Annotated in this window: 14 protein-coding genes; 4 read left to right on the top strand and 10 right to left on the bottom strand. The window is 38.5% G+C overall.

Going from position 1 to position 12,879, the window contains the following annotated elements; translation table 11 throughout:
* Nucleotides 1-15: 15 nt before the first annotated feature.
* Nucleotides 16-996, bottom strand: coding sequence for a phenylalanine--tRNA ligase subunit alpha (gene pheS, locus Q9Q86_RS00330; protein ID WP_004955712.1), 981 nt, complete (start codon nucleotides 994-996; stop codon nucleotides 16-18).
* 231 nt (nucleotides 997-1,227) lie between these two features.
* Here pheS and Q9Q86_RS00325 point away from each other — a divergent pair, with 231 nt between their 5' ends.
* The gene (locus tag Q9Q86_RS00325) at nucleotides 1,228-2,229 is read left to right on the top strand and encodes a hypothetical protein (RefSeq protein ID WP_112987078.1); all 1,002 of its coding nucleotides are present in this window, start codon (nucleotides 1,228-1,230) and stop codon (nucleotides 2,227-2,229) included.
* Between the two features lie 25 nt (nucleotides 2,230-2,254).
* Here the strand turns inward: Q9Q86_RS00325 and Q9Q86_RS00320 are convergent, their stop codons facing one another.
* The 3 genes from Q9Q86_RS00320 to rpmI all read right to left on the bottom strand — a co-directional run bounded on the left by Q9Q86_RS00320 (nucleotide 2,255) and on the right by rpmI (nucleotide 3,670).
* A complete protein-coding gene (locus Q9Q86_RS00320; RefSeq protein WP_171293828.1) occupies nucleotides 2,255-2,758 on the bottom strand; it encodes a GNAT family N-acetyltransferase in 504 nt (167 codons plus the stop codon).
* Nucleotides 2,759-3,104: 346 nt separating this feature from the next.
* Nucleotides 3,105-3,464, bottom strand: a complete 360-nt coding sequence (rplT, locus tag Q9Q86_RS00315) for a 50S ribosomal protein L20 (protein ID WP_000124858.1) — start codon at nucleotides 3,462-3,464, stop codon at nucleotides 3,105-3,107.
* An 11-nt stretch (nucleotides 3,465-3,475) separates the two neighbouring features.
* The gene (gene rpmI, locus Q9Q86_RS00310) at nucleotides 3,476-3,670 is read right to left on the bottom strand and encodes a 50S ribosomal protein L35 (RefSeq protein WP_004637967.1); all 195 of its coding nucleotides are present in this window, start codon (nucleotides 3,668-3,670) and stop codon (nucleotides 3,476-3,478) included.
* Between the two features lie 235 nt (nucleotides 3,671-3,905).
* Between rpmI and Q9Q86_RS00305 the strand changes: the two genes are divergently transcribed.
* Nucleotides 3,906-5,159 (top strand): MFS transporter, encoded by a 1,254-nt coding sequence (locus tag Q9Q86_RS00305; RefSeq protein ID WP_112987076.1) that lies wholly within the window; start codon nucleotides 3,906-3,908, stop codon nucleotides 5,157-5,159.
* A 35-nt stretch (nucleotides 5,160-5,194) separates the two neighbouring features.
* Here Q9Q86_RS00305 and Q9Q86_RS00300 read toward each other — a convergent pair whose 3' ends face one another.
* Nucleotides 5,195-5,620 (bottom strand): YqaA family protein, encoded by a 426-nt coding sequence (locus Q9Q86_RS00300; RefSeq protein WP_112987081.1) that lies wholly within the window; start codon nucleotides 5,618-5,620, stop codon nucleotides 5,195-5,197.
* Between the two features lie 123 nt (nucleotides 5,621-5,743).
* Between Q9Q86_RS00300 and Q9Q86_RS00295 the strand changes: the two genes are divergently transcribed.
* Nucleotides 5,744-6,834 (top strand): IS4-like element ISAba33 family transposase gene (locus Q9Q86_RS00295; protein ID WP_100222603.1). Its coding sequence is split into 2 segments (ribosomal slippage): nucleotides 5,744-6,284 and nucleotides 6,284-6,834, totalling 1,092 coding nucleotides; the frame shifts between segments, so codons are not numbered across the junction.
* Here Q9Q86_RS00295 and Q9Q86_RS00290 read toward each other — a convergent pair.
* From Q9Q86_RS00290 to thrS, 5 genes are all read right to left on the bottom strand, one after another.
* Nucleotides 6,776-7,201, bottom strand: a complete 426-nt coding sequence (locus tag Q9Q86_RS00290; RefSeq protein ID WP_227540280.1) for a hypothetical protein — start codon at nucleotides 7,199-7,201, stop codon at nucleotides 6,776-6,778. The genes Q9Q86_RS00295 and Q9Q86_RS00290 overlap by 59 nt on opposite strands.
* Nucleotides 7,202-7,253: 52 nt before the next feature.
* Nucleotides 7,254-7,871, bottom strand: coding sequence for a glutathione S-transferase N-terminal domain-containing protein (locus Q9Q86_RS00285; protein ID WP_004906725.1), 618 nt, complete (start codon nucleotides 7,869-7,871; stop codon nucleotides 7,254-7,256).
* Nucleotides 7,872-7,988: 117 nt separating this feature from the next.
* The gene (locus tag Q9Q86_RS00280; protein WP_112987075.1) at nucleotides 7,989-8,318 is read right to left on the bottom strand and encodes a hypothetical protein; all 330 of its coding nucleotides are present in this window, start codon (nucleotides 8,316-8,318) and stop codon (nucleotides 7,989-7,991) included.
* 151 nt (nucleotides 8,319-8,469) lie between these two features.
* Nucleotides 8,470-9,021: a translation initiation factor IF-3 gene (gene infC, locus Q9Q86_RS00275; RefSeq protein ID WP_075696111.1), complete on the bottom strand. Its 552-nt coding sequence runs from the start codon at nucleotides 9,019-9,021 to the stop codon at nucleotides 8,470-8,472.
* A gap of 5 nt (nucleotides 9,022-9,026) precedes the next feature.
* Nucleotides 9,027-10,949: a threonine--tRNA ligase gene (gene thrS, locus Q9Q86_RS00270; protein ID WP_004906717.1), complete on the bottom strand. Its 1,923-nt coding sequence runs from the start codon at nucleotides 10,947-10,949 to the stop codon at nucleotides 9,027-9,029.
* A gap of 266 nt (nucleotides 10,950-11,215) precedes the next feature.
* Here thrS and Q9Q86_RS00265 point away from each other — a divergent pair, with 266 nt between their 5' ends.
* Nucleotides 11,216-12,859 carry an acyl-CoA synthetase gene (locus tag Q9Q86_RS00265; protein ID WP_112987074.1) on the top strand — a complete coding sequence of 548 codons (1,644 nt, stop codon included), beginning with the start codon at nucleotides 11,216-11,218 and terminating at the stop codon, nucleotides 12,857-12,859.
* Nucleotides 12,860-12,879: the final 20 nt, after the last annotated feature.

Below are 12,879 nucleotides of genomic sequence, written 5' to 3'. Positions count from 1 at the left end.
AATCCTGAAAAACTGTTAGGCAAACTGGCGTAAAAAACGCACATCATTTTGGTAGAACATACGTAAGTCATTGATGCCATAACGCAACATTGCAAAACGCTCTACCCCTAAACCAAAAGCAAAACCTTTGTATTTATCAGGATCAATACCAGAAGCACGAAGTACATTTGGATGTACCATGCCACAACCTAAAACTTCCAACCAACGACCGCGTTCATCCATAATATCCACCTCAGCACTTGGTTCAGTGAATGGGAAGTAAGATGGACGGAAACGCACTTTTAAATCTTTTTCGAAAAATTCATTCAGAAGATTAATCAATAGACCTTTTAGCTCAGCAAAGCTAGTGTTTTCAGCAACGTACAAACCTTCGATCTGATGGAACATCGGCGAATGCGTTTGATCCGAGTCACAACGATATACACGGCCAGGACACACAATGCGAATTGGCGGCTGACTCGTTTCCATGGTACGAATTTGTACACCCGAGGTATGAGTACGAAGTAAATGCGTTGCATCGAAATAGAAAGTATCATGCATCGCGCGTGCTGGATGATGACCTGGAATATTTAAGGCTTCAAAGTTGTGATAATCATCTTCAACTTCTGGGCCATGTGCAACCTGAAAGCCGGCTTTGGTAAAGAATTGACAAATACGTTCCTGAACTTGAGTCACAGGATGGATGCTTCCCATACGCTGACCGCGACCAGGCAAAGTGATATCAATCGTTTCGCTTGCTAATTTTTTTGCCAACTCAGCTTGTTGTAGTGTCTGCTGACGTTCAGTCAAAGCAGCATTGATAGCCTCACGAACAGCATGAATCGCAGCACCTTGTACTTTGCGCTCTTCAGGATCCATTTTTCCTAATGCTTTAGACTGCTCTGCAAGCTGGCTTTTTTTCCCTGTAAATTGCACACGAACTTGGTCGAGTGCGGCAAGGTCTTGAGCCGCTGCAATGGCAGCAAGCGCTTCAGTGGTCAGGGCTTCCAGTGACATAGTAACTCTCAAAGCAACAAATTATAGAAATATAATAAAACGCTATAGTTTATCAGCTTTTTACCTAGTTTATGAAGATAAAGGACTGTTTAAATAGAGTACTTTTTAGCGTTAAACTTTATGCCCAAATGGACAACAAATGCCCGTGGTGCAATAAATTTTCGCAAAAAAATAATCAATATCTGAATAAAATGTATAAGATACGAGTATCGTCAATGAGAAACAATAACGATGGCGCTTGATCAAATCTGGAAACAACAACTTACACTTGTTAGCTATGGCAATGAATTTCTTGCAGGAAATCTAAACTTTAATCGCTGGATCGAACATCCTATTTTCAGTAAAAACTGCTTAATCTTCAGAGATCTACTATCACAACATTTGCTGGCACAACATTTCCAAATTTGGCTTGAGGGTTTGAAAAAACAAGGCGTCAAAAAACTAAGCTTACATCTTTCTAGTATTCTCAACGACGAACAAAATCCTAATCCTAATGTCGAGCTTCTACCATTTGCACATTTTATTGTAAGTCATCAAGCCAATAAAAAAACCGCTTGGATTTGCGGACATGAACTCGCTGAATGGTTTAACACTGATCAGGAATTTGAAACACCTTTTTCTCAAAAAAACACAATAAGAGAAGAGACATTTTGGCGCTATGAATTAAATGATAAATACGCTAAAAAAATCGATACTGATTTACAGAAAATCAATTGGAACGATGTCTCAAAATTTTTAGAGCGCGAATTATTCAATAGCAAATATGCGGAATACTTTTTAGAACCTGAACAACAAGATTTCCCATTTTATGGCTACGAAATAGATCATAATCAGCCTGATGAAACACTTTTGGCGTTGATCCCAACAGATTATCCAGCTGATTGTGCTCATCAATTATTACATCGAACACAAGCACTTATCGACTATTTAGAAGAACAAAAAAAGCACCCTTATACAGATTCTGGTGAACTTATTAGCCCTGAAGAACAAATCAATCTTCGTAATTTTTCACAGAAGGCTGAGGATTTATTCGCTAAATTAATCGTCAAAACAGCAAATCATTATCAGACAGCTCAACTTACCATGGATGAACCAGAGATCATCGACCGAACCATGGAAATCCCACAACAGTTCAATGAAGCTCATCCACACAAGGTTGGAGCTTCTAGCGTCATTAAATTAATTATTCTTACAGTAATTATCTGTTTGGTCGCTTATTATTTTGGGCTTTAATAAAAGCGTACAACTTTTAATTAGATTAAATTTCCCATTGATAAATTAGCTCCGTTATTCCTTCGCCGAACTCTGGAAGTTCGGCTTCTCCAATCAATTCGGCTCCAATCTTTTCATAAAAGAAACGACTGGGATTCTTATTAAAAACCTCTAAACGAATAAACTGATATCTTTTCTGAACAACATAGTCGTAAAAGCATTGAAACATTTCACGCCCAATACCTTGTTTTTGGATTTCCTGCAAAAGATAAAAAGCGCGAATTTCAGCTACATTATTTTCAGGATTTAAAAATCCATCTATAAAACCCTTTATTTTTTGATCTTCAATATACACTAACAATTGATGATCTAAACTTCTTGTGATTGCTTGCCATAATATCAATTTTTCCTGTGCATCTAATTGATCTAATATTTCTTGATTAAGGATATTTGCGTAAGTTTCTTTCCAACACTGTACGTGAATCTCAGCGATTTTAGCTACATCTCCAAAGTTAGCTGTACGTATTTGACCTTTTCGATTGCTTTGCAATTCAACCTCCACAAAAATTTGTTCAGGTAAGTGTTGATCACCCAACTTGTATATGAATGTTAAAGAAGCAAAAACTGTGCAAAAGCGAACTAATTATTAAGATCATTTTTCTAAATTAAAAAAATATTTAGCCATAAAAAATAGAGTTTTCACAATTTAAATCACATACTTAAATTGTGAAAACTTAGACTACTAAAAGCAATAATTTACGGTTATAAAAAAAATAAATTATGGATGCTCCTATTCTTTTAGGAGATTTTATTGATCTCTAATTATTCTCTATTACTAAATCCTAAAACCATAAAAAAAGACCGCTAAAAAGCGGCCTTCTTTTGAATCTCTAAGCTTATGCAGCTAATGCGCCTTTAGCTTTTTCAGCTAAAGCAGCAAATGCTACTGCATCATGCATAGCGATGTCAGCTAATACGCGACGGTCGATGATCACTTGAGCTTTTTTTAAGCCATCGATCATACGGCTGTATGACAAACCGTTTTGACGAGCACCAGCATTGATACGCGCAATCCATAAAGCACGGAATTGACGTTTCTTTTGACGGCGGTCACGGTAAGCGTATTGACCAGCTTTGATTACCGCTTGGAACGCTACGCGGTAAACGCGTGAACGAGCACCATAGTAACCTTTAGCGCGAGCAAGAATTTTTTTGTGACGACGATGAGCCACTACACCACGTTTTACACGAGCCATTTATAATCTCCTTAGATGTATGGGCACATAGCACGAACTGATGCAACGTCACTTACGTGAACCATTACACAACCGCGCAATTGACGGATACGCTTAGCAGATTTTTTGGTCAAAATGTGGCGCTTGAATGCTTGTTTGCGCTTGAAACCGTTTGCAGTCGCTTTGAAGCGTTTAGCTGCACCACGGCGAGTTTTTAACTTAGCCATAGTAACCTCTTTTAGGCACCTGTTCGGCGCGTTTGCACTATTGCAAATCGACCTGCAGGTAAGGAAGGCAGCATGATATAACATCTGCGAATAAAACAAAAGTAAAATGCTCATTTTTTGAGTAAGAGCAAGACTTTTACTCAAACGAAATTTTCCATCATTAATTCTCAAAATACGAGAAATTTACATTAATTACTTGCTTATAATAGCTTCAATTCCATCATAAACACTCGAAATGAATACACAACAAGATGCTTTTGCTGCATTGCGCTATCGAGATTTCTCCATCGTTACTTTGAATCAATTCTGCTTAACACTGGCAATTCTGATTCAAGAAATTATCGTTGCTTATTCACTGTATCAAATCACACGTGATCCACTAACATTAGGTTTTATCGGTTTAGCTGAAGCCATTCCATTTATTGCGCTTTCCTTATGGGGTGGTTATTTTGCAGATAAGCTCAATAAGCAAACCATTATGAAGGTCTGTTTATTTTTTGCAGCACCATTACCACTCGTGCTCTGGGCACTCTTCCATTTATATGGTTTAGAAAAGATTAGTGTCTCAATTTTGTCATGGGGAATTTATGCAGTCATTTTTGCATTAGGAACAATTCGAGGTTTCTACAATCCCTCAGCAACCTCTCTCAAACCATTTCTTATTCCACGTGAACTTTATGCGAATGGTGCAACATGGACGACGATTGGTTGGCAAAGTGGCGTGATTATCGGTCCAATGTTGGGTGGATTTATGCTGGCATTTCTTGGGCGAGAGACCAGCTTGTTCGCAGTCACAGGATTGTTAGCAACTTGTTTTATTCTGATTACCCTACTTCAAAAAAGAACTTTTCCAAAAATGGAAACTGAGAACGTTCTTCAAAGTCTGACAGACGGTTTTCGCTTTATCTGGAAAACCAAAATTGTCTTATGGGCCATATCATTAGATCTTATTTCAGTATTATTTGGAGGGGTAATTGCACTTCTGCCTATATTTGCTGAGGATATTTTAAAGGTCGGTCCAGAAGGATTGGGATATTTACGTGCTGCTCCATCAATTGGTGCATTGTTAACAATGATTGTTTTAACCAAATTTCCACCAACGCATCATGCTTGGCGAAATATGTTATTCGCTGTTGCTGGTTTTGGTATTTTTACTATTCTATTTGCATACTCAAATAACATTTGGATATCTCTATTTGCACTGGCAATGACGGGTGCATGTGATAGTGTTTCTGTTGTCGTTCGTCAAACCGTCTTACAGATTTTCCCTCCTGAGAATATGCGAGGTCGTGTTGCTGCGGTTAATGGCATGTTCGTTTCTTCAAGCAATGAACTCGGCGCTTTTGAATCTGGTTTAGCCGCTAAGTATATGGGAACCATAACTGCAACCATTTTTGGCGGATGTATGACACTTGCTGTGGTGACTTATTGTTGGTTCAAAACAACTGATTTATTTAAAGTCGATATCACCAAAGGTTCGGATCATTAGAACACTTAGGGAAAGCCTGTAAGCTTTCCCTACCCTCAGAAAACACCTAGATATAAAGCATATAAAGTTAAATAACGCCCACCTTTGGCAATCGTAACGATCAGCAAAAATCGCCAAAAATTTTCTTTCATCAACCCTGCAATTAAAGTGATCGGATCTCCAACGACAGGAGTCCAGCTTAATAATAAAGAATAAAAACCATATTTATGATAAATCTGTTGTGCTTGTACTAAACGCTGTTCAGAAACAGGAAACCATTTTTTATCTTTAAAATGTTCAATTTTCAGCCCTAACCACCAGTTCACACATGAGCCTAATACATTGCCTACAGTCGCAACTAAGATCAAATAAAATGGACTAGAAAGCCCCTGCACCAGTAAAGTCATTAAGACTGCCTCTGACTGTAGAGGCAATAATGTCGCTGCACCAAAAGCAGAAATAAATAACAAAAGATAAGAGATCACGAAACTTTGGGCTCCGATTTAGATCGGACAATATAACTTAGGCTTGAATCTTTGTACACGACAAAAAAAGATAACTCATTGAAATAATGGCATAATACTTGTTTTCTGACGACGAATATGATGACACATTTCAATGAGTTACATCTCATCTTAAACAAATATCTAAAGTGGAACAAGTCACATGTAAAATGTTTTACACTGATTATGATTGCATTAATTGTAAAACAGACATGTAATCTTTCTTCTGCATCTAAAGCCTTACCCATCAAGTGCTTACCACAATCATTTTATCGACGTATACAACGCTTCTTTGCAGGTCAGTATTTTGATTATCGTCAAATTTCTCAGTTGATTTTCAATATGTTTTCATTCGACAAAGTGCAACTGACTTTAGATAGAACCAATTGGAAATGGGGAAAACGAGATATCAATATCTTGATGTTAGCCATCGTCTATCGTGGAATAGCGATACCTATTGTTTGGACATTGCTCAATAAACGTGGAAATTCAGATACAAAAGAGCGTATTGCTTTGATTCAACGCTTTATCTCTATTTTTGGTAAAGACCGTATTGTGAATGTGTTCGCAGACAGAGAATTTATCGGTGAGAAATGGTTTACATGGTTAATTGAAAATGACATCAACTTCTGTATACGTGTTAAAAAAACTTTATTGTGACCAATCACTTAGCCAGGAATCATAAAATTAGTGATTTATTTCGTCATCTTCAAGTTGGTCAAACTGAATGTCGTAAACGACGTATTTGGGTTGGTCGAGTGAAACTGTATATTAGTGCGCTACGATTAGAAGATGGGGAACTTTTACTTGTTGTTTCTCCTATGTTTAATGCTTCTGCTATTCGTGATTATGCATTACGCTGGGAAATCGAAACCTTATTTAGTTGTCTCAAAGGACGTGGATTCAATCTTGAAAATACTCGTTTAACAGACCCTGGACGAGTCAAGAAATTGATAGCAGTGCTAGCTATCGGTTTCTGTTGGTGCTATTTAACAGGTGAATGGCAACATGATCGAAAAAAAGCGATAAAAATAAAGAAGCATGGACGACTTTCAGTAAGTTTATTTCGCTACGGTTTGGACTATGTTCAAATGGCTATTCTACGTTTGATTGGTTTTGGAAAAAAAGAAGAATTTAAGAAAGTGCTCGCAATTTTAAGAAAGAAAAAGCCTGATAGGACAAGGGCCCTATGAAATTTGTCGTGTACAGAGGGCTTGAATATAAAAATGGAACAATAAAAGCAATCCAAAATGCGACATCAGATTTAATCATTTTCTGTAATATTGTTAATTGTATCTCACCCTCTGAAACAGCATTCCAATCAATCAACAGTGTGAGATCAACATAAAAAAGTAAGATAAGGTATAAAGCGAAAATGCCTCCACAAACACCTGTATAAAAAACAGAATGCTTTGCTTTGACTTGTAAAAGTGCAAATAGTGAAGCAAAAAAAAAGCCTGTACTTAATATTAAAACTAAGACCATCCATTCAAAATTATCTATCGCTAAAAAATATTGCATCAGACTGCAACTCACTGCTACTACGATCAGTAATCCCATGAGAAGAGCCCAATGCTTAATATAATCACTAAACACGGTAGTAATAATAAAATTAAACTTTGATCGATAATGCTTTTTGAATAGCAGGACGTGCGGTCAAACGTTCAATATAGTCTTGAACATATGGATAATCCTCAAGCTGTATGCCTTGCCAATCGTAACGCAACGCCCACGGCAGGATAGCCATATCCGCAATAGAGTATTCACCAGCTACAAACTTTTGACCAATTAATTGTTTGTTGAGCACACCATACAGACGTTTAGTTTCATTCACATAGCGCTCTATCGCATAAGGAATACGTTCAGGTGCAAATTTACTAAAATGATGATTCTGACCCAGCATCGGACCGAAACCACCCATTTGCCACATCAACCATTGCTCAACTTCAACACGTTCTTGTTCATCAGTTGGATAAAACAAACCTGTTTTACGACCTAAATATTGTAGAATTGCACCTGATTCAAATACTGAAATAGGTTCTCCACGCGGTCCATTTTGATCGACTATTGCAGGAATTTTATTATTTGGAGATATCCTAAGAAAATCGGGTTGAAACTGATCGTTTTCTAAAATATTAATCGGGAAAATCTGATAATCGAGTTTCATTTCTTCTAAAGCAATCGTTATTTTGTGCCCATTGGGAGTTCCCCAATAATATAAGTCAATCATTTATGTTGCCCTATTCATCGTTATTCTGACTGTTGTTGCGTTATAGCACAGTTCATAGTTATTGATCAGCAGCCTAGCACGAAAAGAAACAATAAAAAGTCTATTGCAAAGAGTGATTTAAAAAATTGTGTCTGATTTTTCCAAGAATGCTTTTGCTTTTTCTCCAACAAATTTGCGACCAGCATTATTGCCATTAATCCACTCATCTACACTAAACAAATCAAACAATCCTACTTTCACTAAGGTTGGAATCGCTAAAGCAAGCTCATCTTCCACATCACCACGCACACCCATGTTATATAAATGAATATTGTGTAGCATTGTTGCGACAGTGCCTGTTTGTACACGACTACCATCCCTCAATCTGACTTGAGGTAGGATTTCGCCTTCTTGCACGACTTTTTGATTGATTTCCGATAACTCATCAGTCCCATTAATAATTGACATATATCCTCGCTTACCAATAATTCACTTTTCAACTAATTTTAGAATATTGTATCTTTCATCATATTTGCTAGTTTTTTTAATTTTTTCTATTGAACAAGAAATTTTAGGCATAAAAAAGCACCGCCTATTGCGGTGCTTTTTTTTAGAAAAATTACTTTTTCTTTTTCGGACCAAGTAACATGCCCATCTGACGACCTTCCATCTTCGGAGCTTGTTCTACTACACCAAACTCCGCAACGTCAGCTTCAATTTTTTGCAATTGAGCTAGACCAAGTTGCTGATGCGCCATCTCACGACCACGGAAACGTAAGGTAATTTTCACTTTATTTCCTTCTTCAAGGAAACGTAAAATTGCGCGCAATTTTACCTGATAATCACCTACATCCGTTGCTGGACGTAACTTGATTTCTTTCACTTGCACTTGATGCTGTTTTTTCTTCGCATCTTTTTGCTTTTGTTTCAAATCAAACAAGTGCTTGTTGTAGTCCATGATTTTACAAACAGGCGGTTCTGCATTAGCAACAATCTCAACAAGGTCAAGATTTGCTTCTTCAGCAGCACGTAATGCTTCAGTTAATGAAACGACACCTTTTTGTTCTCCATCTGCAGCAACAAGGCGTACTTCTTTTGCACGGATCTCGTCGTTAATCGCAGGACGGTTACTTTTAGCACCTTGTTGTTGGTTACGGTCAGGCTGTTTAATCTTTATTACTCCACAATGTACCGGCCACGTTCGGCTACGGCAGATTTCACTAGATCAATGAATGCATCCACTGACATAGTACCTAAATTTTTTCCTGAGCGAGTACGGACATTGACAGTTCCCTCTTCAACTTCTCGGTCACCAAGAACCAGAAGATAAGGAATACGCTCTAGGGTACGCTCACGAATCTTAAATCCGATTTTTTCATTTCTCAAGTCAGAAATAGCACGAAGACCATTTTCTTTGAGTTTTGCAACGACTTGCTCACTCGCCTCAGCTTGAGAATCAGTAATGTTCATAACACAAGCTTGAACTGGGGCAAGCCAAGGTGGCATGAAACCAGCGTAATGTTCAATTAGTATACCAATAAAACGCTCAAAACTACCAAGTATTGCACGATGCAGCATGACTGGTTGATCACGTTCGTTTTCTTCCGTCACATATGAAGCATCTAAACGAATAGGTAAATTGAAGTCACATTGGATTGTACCGCATTGCCACACACGACCTAAGCAATCTTTTAATGAAAATTCAATCTTCGGACCATAGAATGCACCTTCACCTGGTTGTAAGTCCCAAGCCAAGCCAGCATCATCTAAAGCATCAGCAAGAGATTTTTCTGCTAAATCCCAAAGCGCATCATCACCTACACGCTTTTCAGGACGTGTTGAAAGTTTCATTTGCACTTCTTCAAAGCCGAAGTCTTTATAAACATCTAAAGTCAGTTTAATAAAGTCTGCAACCTCTTTACCAATTTGCTCTTTGGTACAGAAAATATGTGCATCATCTTGGGTAAAGCCACGAACACGCATAATTCCGTGTAATGAACCAGATGGTTCGTTACGATGACATGAACCAAACTCCGCTAAACGGATTGGTAAATCACGGTATGATTTTAAGCCTTGATTGAACACTTGTACGTGACAAGGACAGTTCATCGGCTTTACTGCATAGTTACGACTTTCTGAATGAGTCGTAAACATGTTTTCAGCATAGTTCGCTGCATGTCCTGATTTCTCCCACAAAGTGAAATCAACAATTTGTGGTGTTTTAATTTCTTGGTAACCATTGTCTTGCTGAACTTTACGCATGTATTGCTCAAGCACTTGGTAGATTGTCCAACCATTCGCATGCCAGAACACCATACCAGGTGCTTCTTCTTGCATGTGGAATAAGTCCAAAGCTTTACCAATTTTACGATGGTCACGTTTTTCAGCTTCTTCAATACGTTTGATATAAGCTGCTAACTGTTTTTTATCAGCCCAAGCCGTACCATAGATACGTTGTAGCTGTTCATTCTTCGCATCACCACGCCAGTATGCACCAGAGATTTTAGTGAGTTTGAATGATTTTAAAAATTTAGTGTTTGGTACGTGCGGACCACGACACATATCCAAATAATCCTGATGGTAGTACAAGCCCATTTGTGTTTCATTTGGCATGTCTGCAATCAAGCGTAATTTGTATTCTTCACCGCGTGCTGTAAATTCTGCAATCACTTCATCACGTGGTGTCATTTTTTTGATGACATCATAGTCTTGATCGATGAGCTTTTTCATACGCTCTTCGATCGCCGCCATATCATCCAAAGTAAATGGGCGTGGCATCCAGATATCGTAATAGAAACCTTCTTCGATCACTGGGCCGATAACCATTTTCGCCTCAGGGAACAATTGCTTAACAGCATGTCCTACCAAGTGCGCACATGAGTGACGAATGATCTCTAGACCTTCTTCATCTTTCGGGGTAATAATCTGAACTGTCGCATCTTCTGTGATTAAATCACAAGCATCCACCAAACGATCATTGATACGGCCAGCAACTGTATTTTTTGCAAGACCTGGACCAATGCTTTGAGCAAGTTCCATCACGGAAATCGGATGATCAAATTGCTTTTGATCACCATTTGGTAAAGTAATGATTGGCATAATAAAATCCTTAAGGAGTGATGCCCTATACGAAGGAGCATATCACCGCGAGATTATGTATTGAGGAGGAATCCTCAAAAGATAAAAAACGGCGGATAAAAAAGTATTCAAGATTTTACACAGGTTTAGATAAGGATGAAACCTTTGATTCAGAAAAACCAAAATCATTCAGGCAACACTTCAGACTAAAGCCTAAATGAATTCCGTTTAACAACACACTATGTTGTTATAGATATATGAAAATAACAGAAATGGAGTACAGACACATGGTGAGTGCATATGATGAATTACCAAGAACCCCTGCAAATTTTGTCGCATTATCTCCTTTACGCTATTTAGAACGTGCTGCTTATATTTACCCTCATCAAGCAGCAATTATTCATGGTGCTCGTCAAATCACTTGGCAGCAAACCTATCAACGCTGTCGCCAGTTTGCACATCAACTCAAAAATCTAGGTATTCAAAAAAACGATACCGTTTCAGTACTGTTACCAAATGTCCCTGCAATGATTGAAGCTCATTTTGCAGTACCAATGGCAGGTGCTGTACTCAATACGCTGAATACACGCTTGGATGCAAAAACTATTGCTTTCATGCTTACGCATGCAGAATCAAAAGTACTGCTTGTCGACCCTGAATTTAAAACCCTTGCAGAAGAAGCATTAACACTGATCAATCAAGATATTATTGTGATTGATGTATTTGATGAGGAATATGATGCTGAACAAATCGCACTTGGGCAGTACGAATATGAATCTTGGTTAGCTCAAGGTGATCCTGAATTTGAATGGTTGCTCCCACAAGATGAATGGGATGCCATTAGTCTGAATTATACTTCGGGAACTACAGGTAACCCGAAAGGCGTGGTTTATCATCATCGTGGCGCTTACCTCAATGCGGCAAGTAATATCTTGGCTTGCGGTATGAAACCTCGTGCTGTTTATCTGTGGACATTACCGCTCTTCCATTGCAATGGTTGGTGTTTTGCTTGGTCTATTGCTGCTAGTGGCGGTACGAATATCTGTTTACGCCGTGTCGATCCTGCTCTGATCTTCAAATATATTTATGAACACAAAGTCGATTATTTCTGCGGTGCTCCTATTGTACTGTCCATGCTCATCAATGCCCCAACAGATCAACGCACATCATTTGATCATCATGTCGAAGTGATGGTGGCTGGCGCAGCGCCTCCCGTTGCCATTATTGAAGGGATGCGAAATATAGGTATTAATGTCAATCATGTGTATGGTTTGACTGAAACTTACGGCCCATCTGCTTTATGTGCTGCACAAGCAGGTTGGAGTGATTTATCTATCCAAGAGCAAGCTCAATTACATTCACGTCAAGGCGTTCCGTATCCGTTACAAGACAGTATGCGCGTACTAGATCCTGAAACTATGCAGCCTGTACCCAATGATGGTGAAACCATGGGTGAGATTATGTTTCGTGGCAATATCGTGATGAAAGGTTATCTTAAAAACCCACAAGCCACCGAAGAGGCATTTAAAGGCGGTTGGTTCCATACAGGGGATTTAGCCGTATGTCATCCTGATGGTTATGCGAAAATTACTGATCGCTCCAAAGATATTATTATTTCAGGTGGCGAAAATATCTCATCACTTGAAGTCGAAGATGTTCTTTATCGCCATCCAGCCGTTTTAACTGCTGCAGTCGTTGCAAAACCTGATCCACGCTGGCAAGAAGTTCCCTGTGCTTTTATTGAATTAAAGCAAGGTATCTCAGCTTCAGCAGAAGATATTATTATGCATTGCCAAAAGGAGCTGGCGCGCTTTAAAGTTCCGAAAGATGTAGTGATTACCGAGATTCCAAAAACCTCAACAGGAAAGTTACAAAAATTTATTTTAAGAGAATGGGCAAAAGAACGCGCGACAGGTGAGTTTGGAAACTAACTCTAAAATAAAAAAAGAAG

Origin of the sequence: Acinetobacter sp. A22, from assembly GCF_030913345.1 — a bacterium.
Lineage (GTDB): Bacteria > Pseudomonadota > Gammaproteobacteria > Pseudomonadales > Moraxellaceae > Acinetobacter > Acinetobacter junii.
The sequence above is the reverse complement of the archived record's forward strand: the minus strand, read 5'-3'. Positions and strand labels throughout refer to the sequence as shown.

Excerpts from the sequence above, each read along its gene's own strand:
- rplT (WP_000124858.1), bottom strand. The coding sequence starts at position 3,464 with ATGGCTCGTGTAAAACGTGGTGTAGTGGCTCATCGTCGTCACAAAAAA.
- thrS (WP_004906717.1), bottom strand. The coding sequence starts at position 10,949 with ATGCCAATCATTACTTTACCAAATGGTGATCAAAAGCAATTTGATCAT.
- Q9Q86_RS00290 (WP_227540280.1), bottom strand. The coding sequence starts at position 7,201 with ATGGGATTACTGATCGTAGTAGCAGTGAGTTGCAGTCTGATGCAATAT.
- rpmI (WP_004637967.1), bottom strand. The coding sequence starts at position 3,670 with ATGGCTAAGTTAAAAACTCGCCGTGGTGCAGCTAAACGCTTCAAAGCG.
- Q9Q86_RS00285 (WP_004906725.1), bottom strand. The coding sequence starts at position 7,871 with ATGATTGACTTATATTATTGGGGAACTCCCAATGGGCACAAAATAACG.
- pheS (WP_004955712.1), bottom strand. The coding sequence starts at position 996 with ATGTCACTGGAAGCCCTGACCACTGAAGCGCTTGCTGCCATTGCAGCG.
- Q9Q86_RS00280 (WP_112987075.1), bottom strand. The coding sequence starts at position 8,318 with ATGTCAATTATTAATGGGACTGATGAGTTATCGGAAATCAATCAAAAA.
- Q9Q86_RS00325 (WP_112987078.1), top strand. The coding sequence starts at position 1,228 with ATGGCGCTTGATCAAATCTGGAAACAACAACTTACACTTGTTAGCTAT.
- Q9Q86_RS00265 (WP_112987074.1), top strand. The coding sequence starts at position 11,216 with ATGGTGAGTGCATATGATGAATTACCAAGAACCCCTGCAAATTTTGTC.
- Q9Q86_RS00305 (WP_112987076.1), top strand. The coding sequence starts at position 3,906 with ATGAATACACAACAAGATGCTTTTGCTGCATTGCGCTATCGAGATTTC.